The 20,797-nt window shown below is 66.3% G+C and carries 18 protein-coding genes; 6 read left to right on the top strand and 12 right to left on the bottom strand.

The genetic code is table 11. From position 1 onward, the window contains the following. The first annotated feature begins 11 nt into the window (after nucleotides 1-11). A complete protein-coding gene (gene hpnH, locus AB4Y43_RS16335; protein ID WP_028202781.1) occupies nucleotides 12-1,163 on the top strand; it encodes an adenosyl-hopene transferase HpnH in 1,152 nt (383 codons plus the stop codon). 76 nt (nucleotides 1,164-1,239) lie between these two features. Here hpnH and AB4Y43_RS16330 read toward each other — a convergent pair whose 3' ends face one another. Then, on the bottom strand, nucleotides 1,240-3,213 hold the full coding sequence (locus AB4Y43_RS16330; RefSeq protein ID WP_368728233.1) for an SMP-30/gluconolactonase/LRE family protein: 1,974 nt from the start codon (nucleotides 3,211-3,213) through the stop codon (nucleotides 1,240-1,242). On the opposite strand from AB4Y43_RS16330, the gene AB4Y43_RS16325 reads away from it, so the two are divergent. After that, on the top strand, nucleotides 3,212-3,532 hold the full coding sequence (locus AB4Y43_RS16325; RefSeq protein WP_368728232.1) for a hypothetical protein: 321 nt from the start codon (nucleotides 3,212-3,214) through the stop codon (nucleotides 3,530-3,532). The two genes, AB4Y43_RS16330 and AB4Y43_RS16325, sit on opposite strands and share 2 nt — an antisense overlap. Here the strand turns inward: AB4Y43_RS16325 and AB4Y43_RS16320 are convergent. After that, on the bottom strand, nucleotides 3,502-3,708 hold the full coding sequence (locus AB4Y43_RS16320; RefSeq protein ID WP_069261565.1) for a YbdD/YjiX family protein: 207 nt from the start codon (nucleotides 3,706-3,708) through the stop codon (nucleotides 3,502-3,504). The genes AB4Y43_RS16325 and AB4Y43_RS16320 overlap by 31 nt on opposite strands. Before the next feature lie 26 nt (nucleotides 3,709-3,734). Continuing rightward, nucleotides 3,735-5,822, bottom strand: coding sequence for a carbon starvation CstA family protein (locus tag AB4Y43_RS16315; protein ID WP_368728231.1), 2,088 nt, complete (start codon nucleotides 5,820-5,822; stop codon nucleotides 3,735-3,737). A gap of 340 nt (nucleotides 5,823-6,162) precedes the next feature. Here AB4Y43_RS16315 and AB4Y43_RS16310 point away from each other — a divergent pair, with 340 nt between their 5' ends. After that, on the top strand, nucleotides 6,163-7,641 hold the full coding sequence (locus tag AB4Y43_RS16310; RefSeq protein WP_368728230.1) for a cache domain-containing protein: 1,479 nt from the start codon (nucleotides 6,163-6,165) through the stop codon (nucleotides 7,639-7,641). 2 nt (nucleotides 7,642-7,643) lie between these two features. Next, nucleotides 7,644-8,309: a response regulator transcription factor gene (locus AB4Y43_RS16305; protein ID WP_069261870.1), complete on the top strand. Its 666-nt coding sequence runs from the start codon at nucleotides 7,644-7,646 to the stop codon at nucleotides 8,307-8,309. Between the two features lie 67 nt (nucleotides 8,310-8,376). Here AB4Y43_RS16305 and AB4Y43_RS16300 read toward each other — a convergent pair whose 3' ends face one another. Continuing rightward, nucleotides 8,377-8,985 carry a phospholipid-binding protein MlaC gene (locus tag AB4Y43_RS16300; protein WP_069261562.1) on the bottom strand — a complete coding sequence of 203 codons (609 nt, stop codon included), beginning with the start codon at nucleotides 8,983-8,985 and terminating at the stop codon, nucleotides 8,377-8,379. A 243-nt stretch (nucleotides 8,986-9,228) separates the two neighbouring features. Between AB4Y43_RS16300 and AB4Y43_RS16295 the strand changes: the two genes are divergently transcribed. Then, entirely contained in the window at nucleotides 9,229-11,856 is a 2,628-nt protein-coding gene (locus tag AB4Y43_RS16295) for an MMPL family transporter (RefSeq protein ID WP_368728229.1), read from the top strand. After that, nucleotides 11,853-12,935, top strand: coding sequence for a VacJ family lipoprotein (locus AB4Y43_RS16290; protein WP_368728228.1), 1,083 nt, complete (start codon nucleotides 11,853-11,855; stop codon nucleotides 12,933-12,935). The genes AB4Y43_RS16295 and AB4Y43_RS16290 overlap by 4 nt, the downstream gene beginning before the upstream one ends. Before the next feature lie 103 nt (nucleotides 12,936-13,038). On the opposite strand, the gene AB4Y43_RS16285 is transcribed toward AB4Y43_RS16290, so the two are convergent. The 8 genes from AB4Y43_RS16285 to AB4Y43_RS16250 all read right to left on the bottom strand — a co-directional run bounded on the left by AB4Y43_RS16285 (nucleotide 13,039) and on the right by AB4Y43_RS16250 (nucleotide 20,701). Further along, entirely contained in the window at nucleotides 13,039-13,524 is a 486-nt protein-coding gene (locus AB4Y43_RS16285; protein WP_342946838.1) for a hotdog domain-containing protein, read from the bottom strand. A 117-nt stretch (nucleotides 13,525-13,641) separates the two neighbouring features. Further along, the gene (locus tag AB4Y43_RS16280) at nucleotides 13,642-14,307 is read right to left on the bottom strand and encodes a phosphorylase (RefSeq protein WP_342947166.1); all 666 of its coding nucleotides are present in this window, start codon (nucleotides 14,305-14,307) and stop codon (nucleotides 13,642-13,644) included. Nucleotides 14,308-14,360: 53 nt separating this feature from the next. After that, the gene (gene shc, locus AB4Y43_RS16275) at nucleotides 14,361-16,328 is read right to left on the bottom strand and encodes a squalene--hopene cyclase (RefSeq protein ID WP_368728253.1); all 1,968 of its coding nucleotides are present in this window, start codon (nucleotides 16,326-16,328) and stop codon (nucleotides 14,361-14,363) included. Between the two features lie 47 nt (nucleotides 16,329-16,375). After that, nucleotides 16,376-17,644, bottom strand: coding sequence for a hydroxysqualene dehydroxylase HpnE (gene hpnE, locus AB4Y43_RS16270; protein WP_069261558.1), 1,269 nt, complete (start codon nucleotides 17,642-17,644; stop codon nucleotides 16,376-16,378). Then, entirely contained in the window at nucleotides 17,644-18,495 is an 852-nt protein-coding gene (gene hpnD, locus AB4Y43_RS16265; protein WP_368728227.1) for a presqualene diphosphate synthase HpnD, read from the bottom strand. Before hpnD ends, hpnE begins: the two co-directional genes overlap by 1 nt. A gap of 280 nt (nucleotides 18,496-18,775) precedes the next feature. Continuing rightward, nucleotides 18,776-19,720 (bottom strand): diguanylate cyclase, encoded by a 945-nt coding sequence (locus AB4Y43_RS16260; protein WP_368728226.1) that lies wholly within the window; start codon nucleotides 19,718-19,720, stop codon nucleotides 18,776-18,778. Next, nucleotides 19,717-20,340, bottom strand: a complete 624-nt coding sequence (locus AB4Y43_RS16255; RefSeq protein ID WP_069261555.1) for a chemotaxis protein CheC — start codon at nucleotides 20,338-20,340, stop codon at nucleotides 19,717-19,719. Before AB4Y43_RS16255 ends, AB4Y43_RS16260 begins: the two co-directional genes overlap by 4 nt. Continuing rightward, entirely contained in the window at nucleotides 20,333-20,701 is a 369-nt protein-coding gene (locus tag AB4Y43_RS16250; protein WP_028202798.1) for a response regulator, read from the bottom strand. Before AB4Y43_RS16250 ends, AB4Y43_RS16255 begins: the two co-directional genes overlap by 8 nt. Between the last annotated feature and the right edge of the window lie 96 nt (nucleotides 20,702-20,797).

Below are 20,797 nucleotides of genomic sequence, written 5' to 3'. Positions count from 1 at the left end.
GAGGACACGCTTTGTCTATTCCGCTGCTACAAAAAGTCCGCGTTGGCTCGTACATCTTCCGCCAGCATTTCAGCGGCAACAAGCGCTACCCGCTCGCGCTCATGCTCGAGCCGCTGTTCCGCTGCAATCTCGCCTGCAATGGCTGCGGCAAGATCGACTATCCGGATCCCATCCTGAACCAGCGCCTGTCGCTGGAGGAATGCCTCGAAGCCGTCGACGAGTGCGGCGCGCCGGTCGTTTCCATCGCAGGCGGCGAACCGCTGCTGCACAAGGAAATGCCGCAGATCGTGAAGGGCATCATGGCGCGCAAGAAGTTCGTGTATCTCTGCACGAACGCGCTGCTCATGGAAAAGAAGATGGACGACTACCAGCCGAACCCGTACTTCGTCTGGTCGGTGCACCTCGACGGCGACCGCGAAGCGCACGATCACTCGGTCTCGCAGGAAGGCGTGTACGACAAGGCCGTCGCGGCCATCAAGGAAGCCAAGCGCCGCGGCTTCCGCGTGAACATCAACTGCACGCTGTTCAACGACGCCGTGCCCGAGCGCGTGGCGAAGTTCTTCGACACGGTCGGCGAGATCGGCGTGGACGGCATCACGGTGTCGCCGGGCTATGCGTATGAGCGCGCGCCGGACCAGCAGCACTTCCTGAACCGCGACAAGACCAAGAACCTGTTCCGCGAAATCTTCAAGCGCGGCAACAACGGCAAGAAGTGGTCGTTCAGCCAGTCGAGCCTGTTCCTCGACTTCCTGGCCGGCAACCAGAGCTACCAGTGCACGCCGTGGGGCAACCCGGCGCGTACGGTGTTCGGCTGGCAAAAGCCGTGCTATCTGGTCGGCGAAGGTTACGTGAAGACCTTCAAGGAGTTGATGGAAACGACCGACTGGGACAAATACGGCACGGGCAAGTACGAGAAGTGCGCGGACTGCATGGTCCACTGCGGCTTCGAGGCCACCGCCGTGATGGACACGGTCGCACATCCGCTCAAGGCCGCGCGCATCGCCCTCTCGGGCCCGCGCACGACGGGCGCGTTTGCGAAGGACATCCCGCTCGAAGGCGCACGTCCGGCTGAATACGTGTTCTCGCGTCACGTCGAGATCAAGCTCGAAGAGATCAAGAACTCGGCCAAGACCAAGAAGCCGGTTACGGTCGCGGCTAGCTAAAGCGGTTTCCGCCAAGGGCGGATGAAACGCAAAAAGGGCGCAACGGTTTTAGCCGTTGCGCCCTTTGTCTTTTTTATCACTTCGCGCTGAACGGCGACGCCGTTGCATTCGCAGTAGTCGTGCTCGCCGCCGCCGGCGTCCACCGGTACACCACCGCGCTCGAAGCGTTGTAGTTGTCCTTCGTCACGACATACTCACCCGTCGAGCGCAGATACGCGCGCAGGCCGTACATCGAATCCACGTCGTTGCCCACGTACACCGCGTTCGGGTTGCTGTTGATGAGCGTCGTGTCGATCGCGCCCGTGGTGAGGTTGAACGCATCGATGTTCGGCACGGTGTGCACGTAGCCCACGAACAGATAGTTTCCGGCGGCCGCTATCGATTTGGGATTCGCGCTCGTGAGCGTGATCACCGGATTCGGCGCGCTCGTATTGCCGGCGAGCCAGCCGTGATACACCTCGACGCGCGTGCCGATCGCCGTCCAGTCGGTCACGCTCGCGTCCTCGCCCGTGAGGATCATCGTGTCGCTTTCGGGCAGGTAGGCGATGCGGGTGAGCCGCGAGATCGTGGCAGGAATCGGCGTGGTGATCGCGGCGCCCCAGGTCGGCTTGCCGGTCGAGTCGAAGCCGGTCAGCGGGTAGTGGGAAATGACGTTGGTCTTGTCGAGGCCGACCCACAGGTCGCCCTTGCTGTCGAGACAAAAGCCGTTGCGCACCGGGGCCGTCGTACTGAACGCCGCCCCCGGCAGCGTGTAATCCGGAATGGCGATATAGCCGCTCGCCGCATTGAAGTGGAAGAAGTAGAACGTATCGGGGTTCTGGCCGGCCGCCACGAGAATGCGCTTGCCGCTCACGCTCGCCACCTGCGCGAAATGGTCGCCGCGACCGGCGTCGGCGAGATTGATGCGCGGATCGGACGGATACGTGATCGGGTCGATCGTGTTGGCCACAAAGGTGCCGCCGGCCGTGCCCGAATAGATATTCATGCCGCCGTAGAACAGCACGCCGTCGGTGCCCGGATCCGGCGCCGCATTGCCTTCGAAGTTGAGCGACTGGAGCTTCCAGCGCAGCGTGCCGGTGCCGTCGTAAGCCTGCAGATCGGTGCCGCCGTTGCGGCCGAGGTCCCACGAGCCGCCCCACGGATTGTTCAGCAAGTACAGCATGCCCGCGGAATCCTTGCCGATGCCGACCACGCGCGTAAAGCGCTTGTCGCCCACCTGGCCCTTGACGCCCGTGGTCGTGTCGAGATAGCCGCCCAGCACGCCGAACGTGCCGGTTTGCGAAGGCGTGCCCGCTACGCTGAAGGTCTTGATGTTCATGTCGGGACCCGAGTCGCCGATCATCAACTGTGAGGTCTGCGCATCGAAATACAGCGACGACGGCCGCGCCGTGGACGCCAGCTGGATGGTATTCAGCAGCTGACCGCCGGCGCTGAATTCGAGCACCGCGCCCGCGCTCTTCTGGGCGACCCAGAGGTTGCCGCCCGCGTCGAGCGTGAGCGCGCCCGGGCACGCCACGCTGATATCGCGTTGCCAGATGCCGTCCGTGGTGTACACGCGCACGCGGTTGCCGGGGAAATCGCTCACGTAGAGCAGCGAGCCCGAGGTCGCGAGTCCGGTGATGACATCGGCGAGCTTTTCGGTCGTATCGGCGCTCACGGGGATCAGCAGGTCGCGCGCGCCGCTCGTGCGGTTGTAGCGCCCGACGTTGCCGCTGCCATACGTGGCGTTGTACTGCATCGCGACGAACAGCGAAGTCGTGTTGCCCGTGATCGCGCCGCCCTGGAAGTCGCCATGCCCGCCGATCGAGCCGAGACTCTGGCCGTTCTGGTAGATCGCCACGCCGCCTTCGTTTTCATCCCACATCGACGAGGTGTAGATGACGCCTTCGGGCGCGACCCACATCGAGCGGGCCACATTGCCCACGTGCGTCGCGTTGGCGCCGTAGGTGTTCGCAATCCAGTCGGTGGAGGATTGCGCTTCGCAAACGGGCGTAACCGTTGCGGTGAGAGCGGCCGCCAGCCAGGCTGCGCCGATTCGATGCAAGATCATGAAAGATTCTTTGATTCGCACACCTTACGGTGCGATTGTTGAAAATGCCGTGTTGCCCACGGGGCAAGCCCGCAGGCCGATTCCCGACGATTCGAATCCGTGCGCGCCGCCGCGCGCGGCGTCATGCGTCGAATTGGTGTGGAACTTCGTCAAAGTTAACGGCAGCCACCCTGCGGGAATTGAGGGCTTTTTTGAGCGCGCGCCGAGCCGCGAAGATTACAGGCGTAAAAAAAGCGCGACGGCCTTCGCCGTCGCGCTTCTTGCCGAACGTATCCGCTCAGTCGGGAGTCAGCAGCACTTCCCCGCGCCCGACCCATAGCGGGCATTTTGCCGCTCGCGGAAAAACTCCTCGTAGGTCATGACCGGGCGCTCGGGATGCGTCTCGCGCGCATGCGCGACGTAGCCCTCGTAGTCCGGCAAGCCGACCATCAAACGCATGGCCTGGCCGAGATAGCGCCCGGCCGTCTGTACGTTGTCGCGAAGTCCCGAGAACATGGTGTGCTCCGTTCAATAACGTCGATTCAATGCACGCGATTCGTCACGGCCGCCGCGCCGCCAGCCGGCATCGCCTGATACGGCGTTTCCTGCACGGTCGGACGGTCGATGCGGCGCGCACGCGCAATCGCGATCAGGCCATACACGACGATGCTCACCACGACGAAGATGAACAGGCCCGAAAGCGCGGCATCGACGTAGTCGTTGAAGACCATGCGCTGCATCTGCTCAAGCGACTTCGCGGGCGCGACGATCTTGCCATCCGCGATCGCCGCCGACAGCTTCTGTGCGTGCGCGACGAAGCTCACCTTCGGGTTGCTGTCGAAAATCTTTTGCCAGCCCGCCGTGAGCGTGCAGATGAGGAGCCACACCGTGGGCAGTGCCGTGACCCATGCGAACTTCTCGCGCTTCATCTTGAAGAGCACGACGGTGGCGAGCATGAGCGCGATACCGGCGAGCATCTGATTCGAGATACCGAAGAGCGGCCACAGCGTATTGATGCCGCCGAGCGGATCGACCACGCCTTGATAGAGGAAGTAGCCCCATGCGGCCACACACAAGCCCGTGGCGATCAGGTTGGCCGGCAGCGATTCCGTGCGCTTGAGCGACGGGTGGAACGTGCCGAGCAGGTCTTGCAGCATGAAGCGGCCCGCGCGCGTGCCCGCGTCGACGGCGGTCAGGATGAAGAGCGCCTCGAAGAGGATGGCGAAGTGATACCAGAACGCCATCATCGCCTCGCCGCCCACCACCTGGTGCAGGATCTGCGCCATGCCTACGGCCAGCGTCGGCGCGCCGCCTGCGCGCGCCACGATCGTGGTTTCGCCCACGGCGTGTGCGGTTTGCGTGAGCATGTCCGGCGTGAGCATGAAGCCCCAGTGGCCCACGGTTTGCGCGACCGCGTCCGGCGTCGTGCCGAGCACGGCGAGCGGCGCGTTCATCGCGAAGTACACACCCGGCTCGATCACCGAAGCGGCCACGAGCGCCATGATGGCGACGAACGATTCCATCAGCATCGCGCCGTAACCAATGAAGCGCGCGTTGGTTTCGTTATCGAGCAGCTTGGGCGTCGTGCCCGACGAGATCAGCGCATGGAAGCCCGACACCGAGCCGCACGCGATCGTGATGAAGAGGAACGGGAACAGGTTGCCCGACCAGACCGGGCCCGTGCCGTCGATGAACTTCGTGAAGGCCGGCATCTTCAGTTCCGGCGCGACGATCAGAATGCCGATCGCAAGCGCGAGAATCGTGCCGATCTTGAGGAACGTCGAAAGGTAGTCGCGCGGCGCGAGCAGCAGCCACACCGGCAGCACCGAAGCGACGAAGCCATAGCCGATCAGGATCCAGGTGAGCTGCGTGCCCGTGAACGTGAACCAGGCGGCGAGCGTGGGCGAATCGTGCACGTGCTGGCCGAAGGCGATGGAAGCCATCAGCAGGACGAAACCGATGATCGAGATCTCGCCGATCTTGCCCGGACGGATGTAACGCACGTACAGGCCCATGAAGATCGCGATGGGAATCGTCGCGGCCACCGTGAACGTGCCCCACGGCGAGTTCGTGAGCGCCTTCACCACGATCAGCGCGAGCACCGCGAGAATGATGATCATGATGAGGAAGGTGCCGAACAGCGCGATCACACCGGGCACCGGACCGAGTTCCATCTTCACGAGGTCGCCGAGCGAGCGGCCGTCGCGGCGCGTGGAGAGGAACAGCACCACGAAGTCCTGCACGGCGCCCGCGAACACCACGCCCGCGAGAATCCACAGCATGCCGGGCATGTAGCCCATCTGCGCGGCCAGCACCGGGCCCACGAGCGGACCCGCGCCCGCGATCGCCGCGAAGTGATGGCCGAACAGTACGAACTTGTTGGTGGGCACGTAGTCGAGCCCGTCGTTGTGGCGCACGGCCGGCGTCATGCGCAGGCCGTCGAGCTGCAGGACCTGCGTGGCGATGAAGCGGCTATAGAAGCGATACGCGATCAGATAGACGCACACGGCGCAGATCACGATCCACAGTGCGCTGATTCGCTCGCCGTGCGCGAGCGCGATGGTACCGAACGCGAACGCGCCAAGCAGCGCGACCAGCGTCCAGACGACAAAACTGGATGTCCGACTCATGCGGTGTCTCCGTTATGTTTTTAGCTTTGTGTCCGGCATCGGAACCGGACCCTTGCGCGCCGTCCACAGCATCGTGGCGATGGCGGCGCATGCATGACGCGTTACGCCATGTCGTGGGCGGTAGTATTCGCTTTCAGACCGTCAGCCACAACCGGACAACTACGTAAGCGCGCTACGTAGAACTACGTAGGGAAGGCAACAATTCGTTGCGCGCGCAACGATAATCGCGGACCGCCGCGCAGGGTGTCGCGCAAGGACACTCTCTCGCGCGGCGCGTGAATTTGGCGCCTGCGCCGCGCGCGCCCGGTTATGCTTGCAGACTCAGCTTCCGAACACCGTCATGCCCGCCCCATTTTTCTTTGCCGACCGCCGCCTGAAGACGAAAATCTTCCTGCTCGCCGTCGTGCCGTTCCTCGCAGCGATTGCCGGCATCGGGATCGGTGTGCGCCAGCAGGCCACGCAGCTCGCGCAAACGCAGCACGCGACGATGCAGAGCGCGTATATGTCGAGCAAGGAAATCGAGCTGCGCCACTACGTGGAGCTGGCCACGAGCGCCATCGCGCCGCTCTATGCGCCCGGGGAAAACGCCAGCGACGCGTTGCCCGCACCCGATAGCGAAGCCGACCGCCAGCTGGCCGCGCTAGCCGTGCTGCAGAAGATGGACTTCGGCCCTGATGGCTATTTCTTCGTCTACGACATGCACGGTCGCTCGCTCATGCATCCGCGCGAGCCCGCGCTCGTCGGGCAGGATCTCTGGAATCTGCGCGACCCGCAGGGCGCGCTCACGATCCAGCAACTGATTGCCGCGGCCCAGCGCGGCGGCGGCTATGTGCGCTATATGTGGCACCGGCCGTCCACGGGCAGGCTCGCGCCCAAGCTCGGCTATGTCGTACCGCTGCCGCGCTGGGGCTGGATGATCGGCACGGGCATCTATCTCGACGACGTCGATTCGACGCTCGCGCACATCGACGAGCGCGCCTCCGCGAATATCGAGCACACCATTCAGTGGCTCGGCGCGATCGCACTCGCGGGCGTGCTCGTGATCGCGCTCGGTGCGCTCGTGCTCAACGTGAGCGAGCACCGCAGCACCGACGCCAAACTCAAGCGCCTTGCGCAACAGGTGGTCGAGTCTCAGGAGCAGGAGCGGGCGCGGCTTTCGCGCGAACTGCACGATGGCATCAGCCAGATGCTCGTTTCGGTGAAGCTGCTGCTGGAGTCGGCGCTGGCTCGCTTCGAGCGCGGGGAAACGCGCGTGCCCGCCGCCGAAGCGTCGCTCGCCACCGGCCTCTCACGACTGTCCGACACGCTGCGTGAAGTGCGCAGCATCTCGCACGCCCTGCGCCCCTCAATGCTCGACGACCTGGGCCTCGCCGCCGCACTGGAGCAACTCACGCGCGAGATGGCCGAGCAAACGGGCATCGAGATCGCCTTCACGCAAACCGCGCCGAAACCGGCGAGCAAAAAGGCGCAAGTTCCCGCGCTGCCGGACGCCGTCAACACCGTGCTCTTTCGCATTGCTCAGGAAGCGCTCACCAACATCGTGCGGCATGCGCAAGCGGCGCGCGCCGCGCTCACGCTGGAGGTCGCCGCGAGCGGCGTGACACTCGGCATTGCCGACAACGGCCGCGGCTTCGACGTGGCGCACGCGCTGGCCGACCCGCGCGCGGGTCTGGGCCTGCGCAACATGCGCGAGCGCCTCGAGTCGCTCGGCGGGCGCCTCGACATCACCTCGCAGCCCGGCCATACGCTCGTCACCGCGTGGGTGCCTATTGCGTCCAATGCAGCATCCAAAGCCGCTGTATCAGGAACACCGAAATGACGATGACGAATGCAAACGTGAACCATTCGACCAGCCCGGGCGCCAAACCCGCGCGGCTCGTCCTCGTTGACGACCATCCTCTCGTGCGCGACGGCCTGCGCGCACGGCTCGAGGCCGTGCCGGGATTCGAGGTGGCGGGCGAAGCCGGCAACGCCGATGAGGCCATCGCGCTCGCCGCGTCGCTCGAACCCGATCTCGTACTGATGGACGTGGGCATGGCCGGCGTGAACGGCATCGCGCTCGCCGGCATTTTCCACGAGCGCTTTCCGGCCATCCGCGTGTTGATGCTGTCGATGCACGACAACGTCGAATACGTAACCGAGGCGGTGCGCGCGGGCGCGAGCGGCTACGTGCTCAAGGATTCGCCGGCCACCGAGATCATCCGCGCGATCGAGGCGGTACTGGCCGGGCGTACGTATTTCAGCGCGGGCCTGAGTGCGCGCATGATCCAGGCGTCGGCGCGCAGCACACCCGTCGAGCGTCTCACGCCACGCGAGCGGGACATTCTCGACGCGCTCGCGCAAGGACTCTCGAGCAAGCAGATCGCGCAGCGCGAGGGACTTTCGGTGCGCACGGTGGAAACGCACCGGCTCAACCTCAAGCGCAAGCTGGAGATCGAAGGGCAGGCGGAGTTGATCAAGTTCGCGGTGGAGCACCGCAGAAAGTGAAACGGGCGCTCCGGCTTACCCGGAGTGCCCGTCAATGCGCAATGCGTGTACAACCACCGATCGACGATCAGCTGCGCGCGTTGTGGTCGACGAGGAACTTGATGAGGCCGTCGATGCCGCCCTTGGCGATCTGGTCGGCAAATTGCGTCTGGTAGACCTGGATCAGCCAGGCGCCCATCATGTTGATGTCGTAAATCTTCCAGCCGTTGGGTGTTTGCGTGAGACGGTAGTCGATGGCGTCGTCGCCGCCGTTGCTGATCACGTGCGACTGCACCACGGTGTCTTTCGCGCCGGCACCCGTGTTCGACGGTGCGAACTTGAAGGTCACCTGGGTATCGCGAAGTTGCGAGAGCGACGAGGCATACGTCTTCACGAGCAGGAGTTGAAATTGCTCATACAGCTTCTGCTGCTGTTCGGGCGTGGCCGTCGCCCAGGGTTTGCCAACGGCGATCCGCGTGGTGCGTTTGAAGTCGGTGGCGGGAACGAAATGGGTCTCGACCACCTGGGTGATCTTGTTCATGTCGCCGCCGCGGGCCTGCGGGTCGGCCTGCATCGCCTTCACGGTGCCTTCCACGGCGGCCTTGACGATGGCGTCCGGCGAGGTCTGCGCGAGCGCGGCGCCCGAAACGCCCGTGAAACAGGCGGCGACGAAAAATGCGGTCAGGTAACGTTTCATACGCTCTTCTGGAACAGTGAAATTCAGGCGCCGGTACAGTGCGACTCAGTGCGTGCGGTTAAGTGCAAGTGCAATCACGTAACCTTCGCGCCGCCGGCTGAGCCAGTATAACGGCTTTGGCAGATGCGCTGCCGGGGCGCCGCCTCGAGCCCAGGTGTGCAAGACCCGCGCCGGGACGGGCGGGGCCGGTATACTTGTGCGTTTCGCGTCAAAGAACCTAATTGACAGGGCCCCCTCGCCTGTATGCTGAAGCCATTCATCATTAGCCTCGTCGCCTGGTCGGTGCGCCGCGCGGCGTGGGTGATCACATTTGCAATCGTGCTTGCCATGCTCTCCGGCGTGTACGTCGCGAGGCATTTCAAGATCAATACCGACGTCAGCGGTCTCGTCGAGAACACGGCCGAATGGGCCGCGTTGAGCGAAGCCAAGGACAAGGCGTTCCCGCAGCGCGCGAGCTCGCTGCTCGTGGTCGTCGAAGCCGACGCGCCCGAACTCGCCGACGCCGCCGCCGACAAGCTCGCGCAAGCGCTCAAGGCCGACTCGCGCGAATTCAGCGCCGTCTCGCAGCCCGCGGGCGGCCCGTTCTTCCAGCACAACGGCCTGCTGTTCCCGTCTACGGCCACGGTGCTCTCGACCACGGGCCAGCTCGTGCAGGCGCGCCCGCTCGTGAACCAGCTCGCGAAGGATCCGAGTCTCGCGGGTCTGGCCGGCACGCTCACGACCACGCTGCAACTGCCGCTCACGATCGGCCAGATCAAGTTGCCGCAAATGGCGAATCTGCTCGGCAGCGCCGCCACCGTCGTCGACGAGGTGCTCGCCGGCAAGCCCGCGGCGTTCTCGTGGCGCGCGCTCGTCGACAAGGACGCGGCGACGAAGCCGGCGTTCGCCTTCATCACCGTGCAGCCGGTGCTTAACTTCGGCGCGCTCAAGGCAGGCGCAAACGCGTCGGAGGCGATCCGCGCGACCGCCGCCTCGCTTCATCTCGACAGCGAATTCGGCGCGCGCGTGCGCCTCACGGGCGAACAGCCGCTCGCCGACGACGAATTCGCCTCGGTGCAGGACGGCGCCGCGCTCAACGGCGTGATCACGATCATCGTCGTGCTCGCCATCCTGTGGCTCGCGCTGCGCTCGGGCAAGCTGATCGGCGCAACGCTCATCACACTCGTGGTCGGTCTGGTCATCACGGCCGCGCTCGGCCTCATGATGATCGGCTCGTTCAACATGCTCTCGGTCGCCTTCATGGTGCTGTTCGTGGGGCTAGGCGTCGACTTCGGCGTGCAGTTCGGCGTGAAGTATCGCGAGGAGCGCTTCCAGGACGAGCGGCTCGACGCCGCGCTCCTCAAGACCGCGCGGACCATCGGCGTGCCGCTCACGCTCGCGGCGATCGCCGTGGCCGAAAGTTTCTTTTCCTTCCTGCCGACCGCCTACAAGGGCCTCTCGGAACTCGGGCAGATCGCGGGCGTGGGCATGTTCGTGGCATACGTGTGCAACATGACGGTGCTGCCGGCGCTCATCCGCGTGTTCAATCCCAGGGGCGAGCGCGCCTCGCCGGGCTTCGCGTTCCTCGCGCCCGTCGACAAATGGCTCGCCGAGCATCGCAAGCCCGTGCTGATCACCACGCTCATTATCGTGGTGGGCGCGACGCCGTTGCTGCTGCATCTGCGCTTCGACTTCAATCCGTTGCATCTTAAGGATCCGCATACCGAGTCGATGGCGACGCTGCTGGCGCTCAAGAACTCGCCCGTCATCTCGATCAACGATGTGAGCGTGCTCGCGCCGTCGCTCGAAGAAGCCGACAAGATCGCCGCGCGGCTCTCGAAGCTGCCCGAAGTCGCTCGGGCCACCACGCTCAGTTCGCTGATTCCCGACGATCAGCAGCAAAAGCTCATGCTGATCTCGAGCGCCGCGCAGCAGCTTCTGCCCGCGCTCACGCAGCAGCCGTCCTCGCCCGTGACCGACGAAGTGCGCGTGCAGACGCTCAAGCGCGCGGCCAACCAGCTTTCGCTCGCCGCGAGCGACCACCCGGGGCCGGGCGCGGCGGAGGCGAAGCATCTGTCCGACTCGCTCAACAAACTCGCGAACGCGAGCCCGGCCACGCGCGACCGCGCGGAAACCGCCTTCAGCCTCACGCTCAGGCTCGCCTTCGCGCAGCTCGCGCGCCTGTTGCAGCCCTCGGAGATCACGCGGGAAAACCTGCCGCCCGAGATGGCGCGCGACTGGGTGGCGCCGACCGGCCAGGCGATCGTGGACGTCGCGCCGCGCGTGCCGCCGGGCGTCGACCCCAACGACGATGTGATGCTCGCGCGCTTCGCACACGCGGTGAAGGCGGCGGAGCCGAACGCGATCGGCGGCCCGATCTCGATCCTGCACTCGGCGAACGTGATCATCCTCGCGTTCTTCCAGGCAGCGGGGTGGTCGGTGCTGCTCATCACGGCGCTGCTCTGGATCACGTTGCGCAATTTCGGCGACGTGCTGCGCACGATCATTCCTCTACTGGTATCGGCGCTCGTTACGCTCGAATTGTGCGTCGTCTTCGGAATTCAGCTAAATTTCGCCAACATCATCGCGCTTCCCCTGATGCTCGGCGTCGGCGTCGCGTTCAAAATCTACTTCGTGATGGCCTGGCGCGCGGGGCAGACCGGCCTCCTGCATTCGAGCCTCACACACGCGGTGCTTTTTTCCGCCGCGACCACCGCCACGGCGTTCGGGAGCCTGTGGCTATCGCATCATCCGGGCACGTCGAGCATGGGCAAGCTGCTCGCACTGTCCTTGTTCTGTACGCTGATAGGCGCCGTGGTCTTCCAGCCGGTGCTGATGGGCAAGCCGCGCGCAAAACGCGCGAGATCGGAAACTCAGGGGATCGACCAATGAAGAAGAATCAAGCCGCGCTCACCATGGCGGCGGCGAGCCTGGCGCTCCTCGTGACGTCGGGCTGCGCCACGGGCCCCGACCGCAAACCGGGCGATCCGTTCGAGCCCGCGAATCGCGCAATTTTCACGTTCAACGACAAACTCGATACCTACGTCGCGCAGCCGGTTGCCAAGGGCTACCAGAAGGTGACGCCGCAGCCGCTGCGTCAGGCGATCACGAACTTCTTCTCGAACATCGGGGACGTCGACAACTTCGCAAACAACGTGCTGCAGCTGAAGATCACCGACGCCGTCCAGGATCTGATGCGCATCGCGATGAACACGACCTTCGGTCTGGGCGGCCTGATCGACTTCGCGACGTTGGCGGGGCTGCCCAAGCACCATCAGGACTTCGGCCTCACGATGGGCCACTACGGCATGCCGGCCGGCCCGTATCTCGTGCTGCCGCTGTTCGGGCCCAGTTCGGTGCGCGACGGCATCGGCATGGCCGTGGACGTGAAGTTCAACGTCATCAACTACTTCGAGCCGGCGGTGCGCAACCCGATGTATCTCGCGCAGTTCATCAGCGCGCGTGCGGACCTGCTCGGCGCAACCGACCTGCTCAAGCAGGCGGCACTCGACCCGTATTCGTTCGTGCGCGACGCCTACCGCCAGCAGCGCGAATCGCTGATCCGCGGCTCGCGCGGCAACAATGCGCCGCTGCCCGATTACGGCGAGCCGGGCGGCGAGGCCGCACCGAACGAGAACGGGGCACCCCATTACGAAGACCCGGGCGAGTCGGGCGGTGCCGGCGGCGCAGGTGGCGCAGGTGGCGCAGGTGGCGCAGGTGGCACGGCGGCCCCCGGCGCTTCGAACAATGGTCTGCCGAATTACGAGGATCCTGGCGAGGGGAGCGCGACGGGCGCTACCGGGGCTGCTACGACCGGTGCGGCCGCGGCTGGCGCGGGTCCGGGTGCTGCTGCGGCGGCCGGCACGGCGGGTGTAGCCGCGGCAGCCGCTTCCGCACCGGCGAGCGCATCGGCGCCTGTCGCGGCTTCGGGTGCGACGGCAGCGCCTGTGAAGCCCGCATCGGCGCCCTGAACGCAACATAGGGCCGCCCGTATGCGGGCGGGCGGCGTATCAATGCAAAAAACCCGGCAACCTTTCGAGGTTGCCGGGTTTTTTATCGCGTCGCGAGCACCGCTCAATGCACCGAAGCGTCCTCGCTCTCGGCCTGGCGTTCGGCCTCGTTCGCCGCCGCCAGCGCCGTGGCATCCGCCGTCGTCTGCACGGTCTGGCGATAGCGCTCGTAGGCTTCGTCGGCGTAACGGATACGCTCGCGGCCGTGCGGGGCCGGCATGCCGTCGGCGCCCAGGTTCACGAACACCATCTTTTCGATCGTCAGGATGCTCTTGCGCGTGATCTTGTTGCGCACTTCGGCGCGCAGCGTGATCGACGTCCGGCCGAAATCCGTGGCCGTGATGCCGAGCTCGATGATGTCGCCCTGACGCGCCGAGCTCACGAAGTTGATCTCCGACATGAACTTGGTCACCACGCGTTGATTGTCGAGCTGGCAGATCGCGTAGATCGCCGCTTCTTCGTCGATCCAGCGCAGCAGGCTGCCGCCGAACAGCGTGCCGTTCGGATTCAGGTCTTCAGGCTTGACCCACTTGCGAGTATGAAAATTCATGGCTGGCCACTCCCCGATATGTGATTTGTCCCCAGCTCGCAGGAACGAACCTAGGGTTAACACTGAGATGTTACCAGAGATAGGGGTTTACCCTAGTTTTTCAATAACCGGGCAGGGTCATTTCGGGAAAAAAGCGCCGGCGGCCGTCAACACCTGCCGCGCGGCGCTCAGCGACTGGCGTGCCGCTTTCGCGTCCGCCGCCACGCGCAGCAGGCCGCCCAGCTGCGCCGGGTCGCGCGCCAGTTCGCGCAGGACCGGGAGCACCGCCGTCGTGCCGTCATCGCGCAAGCCGGCCATGGCCGCTTTCGGCAGGCTGCGCCACGCCGGATCGACGATCGCGCGGCACACTGCGAACGGCACGCCATGCGCGGCCGCGGCGGCGGCGGCCAGGTGCGATTCCATATCGACGGCGAGCGCTCCGCACGCGCTGAACAGCGCGGCCTTGTCCGCCGCACCGGTGAGCGGCGCGGCAACGGCTGCCTCCACGCCGCGCCGGGTTTTCGCGGCGAGCGGCGAGGCCATCAGCGCGTCGGCCATGCGTGCGCTCCAGGCGGCGTCGGTCGCGACGCGCCCGAACGGCCCTTCGATCGCTTGCGCGATCACCAGCGTGCCAGGCTCGAGATCGGGTGCAAGACCGCCCGCCGTGCCGAAGCTGACGATGGCCGCCGCGCCGTCCTCGAGCGCCGCCGCAAGCGCGCTCTGCAGCAGATCGGCGCGCGCGGCATAGACGGCGCGTACGCCATCCTGGCCTTTGCCCGCGGCAATGCTCGCCTCGAAGGCCATGCCCGTTACTGCGATCACGGGCAGGGCGCGCGCCTTGATACCAGCCGCCGCGCTCACAGACCGACCGTGACGCGCGTCACGCCCGCGCGCTTGAGGTTGCGGTAGCGCGCGAGCGCCCACAACGGGAAGAACTTGCGATAGCCGTGGTAGCGAAGATAGAACACGCGCGGAAAGCCCGTGGCCGTGAAGCGCGTTTCGTCCCAGAGGCCGTGTTCCTGCTGCGTTGTCTGCAGATACTCGATGCCGCGTGCCACCGCCGGATGATCGACCGCGCCCGCCGCCATCAGGCCGAGCAGCGCCCAGGCCGTTTGCGAAGCCGTGCTGGTGGCGCGCTCATAGCCGCGGTATTCGAGCTTGTAGCTCGTGCCGTCTTCGCCCCAGCCGCCGTCGTCGTTCTGGATCTGCACGAGCCATTGCACCGCGCGCTTCATGCGCGGGTCGTCGTGACTGAGACCGGCCGCGTTGAGCGCGCACAGCGCCGTCCACGTGCCGTAGATGTAGTTCATGCCCCAGCGACCGTACCAGCTGCCATCGGCTTCCTGCTCTTCGAGCAGATAGTTGTACGCGCGGCGCGCGTGCTCGCTCGCGGCCGGCAGCTCGCCGAGCTGCGCGAGCATCGAGAGACAGCGGCCCGAGACGTCGGCGGTCGGCGGATCGAGCAGTGCGCCGTGGTCCGAGAACGGGATGTTGTTCAGGTAGTACTGCGTGTTCTCCGGCTCGAACGCGCCCCAGCCGCCGTTGCTGCTTTGCATGCCGACCACCCATTCGCGCGCGCGGGCGATCGGGGCGTCGTAGGCCTTCGTGTTGTCGAGCTTGTCCACGCGGTCCATCGCGGCCACGACCACGGCCGTGTCGTCGACGTCGGGGTAGTGCGGGTTCGCGTACTGGAATGCCCAGCCGCCCGGACGCACCGCCTCGCGGCGCGAGATCCAGTCGCCGCGCACGTCGAGAATCTGCAGCGGACGCAGCCATTCGAGGCCGCGGCGCGCGGCTTCCTCCGCGCGGGCGTCGCCGGTCTCCAGCAGGGCGTGCGCCGCCAGCGACGTATCCCACACCGGGGACAGGCAGGGCTGGACGTACGCTTCCTCCGTGTGGACCGTCACCAGCTTTTCGAGCGACTGGCGTGCGATCGCGCGGTGCGGATGATCGGCGGGATAGCCCAGCACGTCGTACATCATCACGGCGTTGGCCATGGCCGGGAAGATCGCGCCCAGACCATCCTCGCCGTTCAGGCGCTCGTCGACGAACGCCACCGCGGCGTCGATCGCGCGCTGGCGCAGGTAGGTCGGAAAGAGCGGATCGGTCACGCGCAGCACGCCGTCCACGGCGCGGAAGAAACCGAACCAGCCCTTGCTCTGATGCGGGGAGCGGGCGTTCAGGCCTACGCTCACCGGCGCGCCGCGGAACAGCTCGTCGATGCGCACGCCACGCGGGTTGCGCGCCACCGGACGCTTCGCGCCCAGCACGAGCAGCGGCACGATCACCGTGCGCGCCCAGTACGACACCTTCGACAGATGGAACGGGAACCACTGCGGCAGCAACGTGATCTCGACGGGCATCATCGGGACTGCGTACCACGTCACCACGCCAAACAGCGCGAGCAGGATGCGCGTGAACACGTTGACCTGCTCCGCGCCGCCCGCCGCGAGAATCGCCTCGCGCGCCCGCACCATGTGTTCGGCGTCTTCGGCGTCGCCGATCATCTTGAGTGCGAAGTAAGCCTTCACGCTTGCGCTCACGTCCATCGCGCCGTCGGTGAAGAGCGGCCAGCCGCCGTCCGGCAGCTGGATGCGGCGCAAGTAGCGCGCGATCTTCTGTTCGAGTTCGAGGTTCGCGGTTTCGCCCAGGTAATGCACGAGCAGCACGTATTCGGCCGGGATCGTGGCGTCCGCTTCGAGTTCGTAGACCCAATGGCCATCGGCGCGCTGGTCGGCGAGGATCGCATCGGTCGCGCGCACGACGGCGGCGTCGAGCATGGCGAGCGGTGCGGCCGTCTCTTCGGCAAACGTGGGGGTGGGCATCGCCACGCCCGGCGTGGCGACGCCGAGCATGTCCTGGGATAAATCGTTCATCTACGTTCCAAATTTTCGGTCAGGAGCAGCTCGGCGGCCTTGCGGCCCGAGCGGATCGCTCCTTCGATCGTCGCGGGCAGACCGGTAGCCGTCCAGTCGCCTGCAAGCATCAGATTGTTCCAGCGCGTGCGCGTCGCGGGCCGGCGCCATTCCTCGTCGGGCACCGCGGCGAAGGTCGCGCGCGCGTCGGCGCACACGCGCCAGGCAGGCATCGGCTCAAGCGGCAGCGAGGCCGCCTCGGCCACGTCGGTCCACACGCGGCGCGCGATCTCCTCGGGGTCGAGGTCGAGCACGCCGTGCGCGTCGTGGATCGTCGCCGACAGGCGCCCCTCGGCCGTGCACAGCCAGTGGGCCGTGCCGTTGACGAGCGCCATCGGCGTCACGAGGCCCGGCGGCGCCGGCACCGCGTAGTGCACGGTGACGATCGCATTGTGGCGCTGCGGCGCCTGCAGCGCCGGCACGAGCGCCGCGGCGGCCGCGCCGGGCACGGCCAGCACCACCGCCTCGTCGGCTGCGAGCGTGATGCGCCCGTCTGGAAAATCGAGTGCGGAGACGCGGCCCGCCGCGTCGTCGTACTCAATCTCCCTGAGCGGCGAGTCGAGGCGGATCGCCGCGCCGCCGTGCTGAAGCATGCGCAAGGCCGGATCGACGAATGCGCTGGAAAGGCCCCCGCGCGCCGCCAGCGGCCGGAACGACTCGCCGCCCGCCGCGAGCGACTCGCGCAGCATCGCGCCCGCCAGCTCCGCGCTGCCCACGCGCGGCTCGACATTGAGCGCCGTGAGAAAGAACGGGTGCAGCAGCCGGTCCCACAGCACGCCTTCGCAGCGCATGGTCTGCGCCATCGTGCGGCCCGGCTTGGCGAACAGGAGCGGCAGCAGCCCCAGATAGTCCGCGGCGCGCGTACCCGGTACTCGCGAGCGCGAGTCGCCGATCCAGAACGGCATGCGCGAACGCGAGAAGCGCACCGTCCAGCGCGAGCCCGCGGCGATATCCATGAACGCGAAGCCCGGCTCGGTGGGACCGGAGAGCGCGTCGCCGGCGCCGATCGTGCGCACGTACTCCAGCGTGCGCGCATGTCCCGCCAGCACCAGATGATTGCCCGTGTCGAGCGTCGCCGAAAGCGTGCGGTCGTAGTACGAGCGGCAGCGTCCACCTGCCTGGCTGGCGGCCTCGTAGAGCGCCACCTGCACGCCGCGCCGCTGAAGCCGCACGGCCGTCGCGAGGCCCGCAAGCCCAGCGCCGATGACGTGGACTAGCCGAGGCATCAGAACAGCGCGTAACGCGCGACGATCCACATGAGCCGTGCGCGCGGCTTGCTGACTTTCGTGCGCGGCAGGTCGAAGCCGCGATCCACGGTGCGCTCGAGCAGCACGCGGTAGACGGCCGACATGATGCGCGGCGCTTTCACCTGCGCGCGCGGCGCGGCGTCCATGATCGCGTCGGCCTGCGCGAAGTGCGCGCGGGCGCGCTGCACGAGCGTCTCGCACACACGCGGCAGCGACGGGTCGGCGGCGATCGTGTGCGGATTGCCCGCCGCAATCCCTTCGCGCGCGAGCAGTTCGCGCGGCAGATAGCAGCGGTTGATGTCCGCGTCTTCGTCGATGTCGCGCAGGATGTTGGTGAGCTGCAGCGCGCACCCCAGATGGTGCGACAGCAAGCGGCCCGGCTCCTCCTGCATCCCGAAAATTCTCACCGACAGCCGGCCTGCGGCGCTCGCCACGCGGTCGCAATACAGGTCGAGCGTGTCCTCGTCGGGGGCGCAGATGTCCTCGGCGGCGTCCATGGCCATGCCGTCGATCATCGCGTGAAAATCTGCGCGCTGCAGCCCGAACGTATGGATATGGCGCGTGAGCGCCGCGAGCGAGGCGCGCGGCGTGCCCGCATAGCACGCGTCGATGTCGGCGCGCCATTGGTCGAGCCCCGCCGCGCGCTCGGCGCGGGGCAGGTCGCTGTCCGCGATGTCGTCGACAGCGCGGCAGAAGGCGTAGACCTGATACATGGCGTCGCGCTGCGCAGGGGGCAGGATCCGCATCGCCAGATAAAACGAGCTGCCCGACGAAGCGGCGGCAGCGTCGGTTTGTTGTGTATCGTCCACGACGAGATTGGAAACAGCCAAGACGATCTCCGCTGGGGGCGCCCTCACCGGGCGTTCGACTCTATTCGGGCCCGCATTGCCGCGGGTCGCCCGCGCGCGCGGACACGCGCGAGGCACCAGACCCTTAAATTGCTTGCCGGGAGGCGTGCAAGGCCGGAAACGGGCAAAAGTATATCAACCTTTGGGCGACCCGCGCAGGGCCGTCAGCGCCTGGGGACCGCAGTGGAGGCATGGCCGCGCAGCCCCGGAGCATGGGGCGATGAGCCGGACTGAGGCGGGAGCCGTTTGCGCCCGACTCGGATCAGGCGAGCGCGACCGAGCGGTTGCGCCCCTGGCGCTTCGCCGTGTAGAGGGCGGCGTCCGCCTCGTTGATCATGCCTCCGTAGTCGGGCGCACCCGTGCGCGCCGTCGCGGCGCCGACGCTGGCCGTCACGGGCACGATCACGCCTTGCACCTCGATCGGCTCGTCGCCGATCGTGCGGCGGATCTTCTCCGCGACGTAGAGCGCGTCGTCGAGCGGCGTGCACGGCAGGAGCAGCGCGAATTCCTCGCCGCCGAAGCGGCCGAACACATCCTGCTTGCGCACCACGCCCGACACGCGCTGCGCCATCGAGCGCAGCACCGTGTCGCCGGCCACATGGCCGAATTCGTCGTTGATGCGCTTGAAGTGGTCGAGGTCGAACAGCAGCATCGACAGCTCGCCGCCGTAACGCTGCCAGCGCAGGAATTCGTCGGCGAGGCGCGTTTCGAAAAAGCGCCGGTTCGCGATGCCGGTGAGACCGTCGCGGTCGGCGTATTCGCGCAGCTTCGCCACGGCGTCCTCGCGCTCGCGCTGCATGACGCTCACGTGGGTGACATCGGAGATGGTCACGCACACGGCTACTACGTCGCGCCCGCGCATGAGCGGCATGAAGGTGCAGTCTTGCTGCATGTAGTCCACACCGCCCGTGATCGGCCGGTCATGGTCGAACTGGAACAGATACGGGCGCTGCTCCCACGAGCTGAACGCAAAGCTGCCCAGCTGGAACACGCTTTCCACCTTGCGCGTGAGCCACGCGCGCGGCAGGTCCGGGAAGCGTTCGAAGATGGAGCGGCCGATCACGTCCTCGGCGGTCACGCCGCTGTGATCCTGCATGAAGCGGTTCCAGCTCAGCACGTTCATGTCGCGATCGACCACGAATATGCCGAAGCCCACCCGTTCGACAACGAGGTCCGCTAGTGTTGGCAACCCGGCTGGCTCGTTCATAGGCTATGTAACAACGCGTCGATGGCCCGGCTCACGACATGGATCGACTCCTCGGCCATCAGCATGACGAGGTGGGCGCGAAAGCGCTGGTCTTCCAGCGCGAAATTGACTTCGACGAGCAGCGCGACGTCCCACGCGAGCAGGCCCGGCTGGAACACCTCGTCGAGCATGATCGCCTCGCCGAGCAGCCCCGGCTGCGAAAACACTGGCATGCGCCCGAGCTGGTCGAGCATCGACGACACGCACGCGCCCGTGAGCGCGTTGGCGACGTCGAACATCAGCTCTTCCTCGGTGAGGGCATCGTCGCCGATCGTCGCGTAAGGCCCGCCGACCAGGCTGCCAAGTTCGGCGATCTCGCCGCTGCGGCAGATCACCAGCGCCTCGCCCTTGATTTCCGAGCGAAAGCCCTGGCGCACGGCCGCAACCGGGCCGTCGATACCGGTCATCTCGCGCAGCGCCGCCGCGGCCTCGGAGACGGCGACCACGCGCACGCGCGGCACCGACAACTCGATGAAGGCGTTGAGCAGCGCCGACAGACGCGTCGCGGCCTGCCCCATGCCGAGATTGGCGATCTCCTGCAGCGCGTCGCGCTGGAGTTCCGTGAACACTCGATCAGGCATACAACCCGTACTCCTTCAGGATGGGCAGCAGCGCCTCCTGGGTTACCGGCTTTGCGACGAACGCCGCCGCGCCGAGTGCCTGCACGCGCTCGCGGGCACGAGGCTGGACGTCCGCGGAAACGACGATCACGAACGTGTTCAGGTCTTCGTGCTGCAACGCTTCGAGGACCTGGAAGCCCGTCAGGTCGGGCATCGTGAGGTCGAGGAACATCACAGCCGCACGACCGGCGCGGTAATGGGCAAGCGCTTCGTGTCCGTTCGACGCGTACGAAATCGCCACGTCCCAGTCCTCGGGCAGCGCCTTCGTGAGCACCTTGCGGGCTAACAGCGAGTCATCGGCGATCACGATGGGCAAGGACATGGATATGCTGAATGAGTGTGCGTTGGACGGAGTGCGTTTCGACGGATTAACGGCGGAGCGGGCAATTACTTTAGGGAGACTTCAAAGAAAAATGCG

The organism is Paraburkholderia sp. BR10872, assembly GCF_040965835.1.
In the GTDB taxonomy this organism is placed as follows: Bacteria; Pseudomonadota; Gammaproteobacteria; order Burkholderiales; family Burkholderiaceae; genus Paraburkholderia; species Paraburkholderia nodosa_A.
Note: the sequence above shows the minus strand (reverse complement) of the source record. Positions and strands in the feature narration are given on the sequence as shown.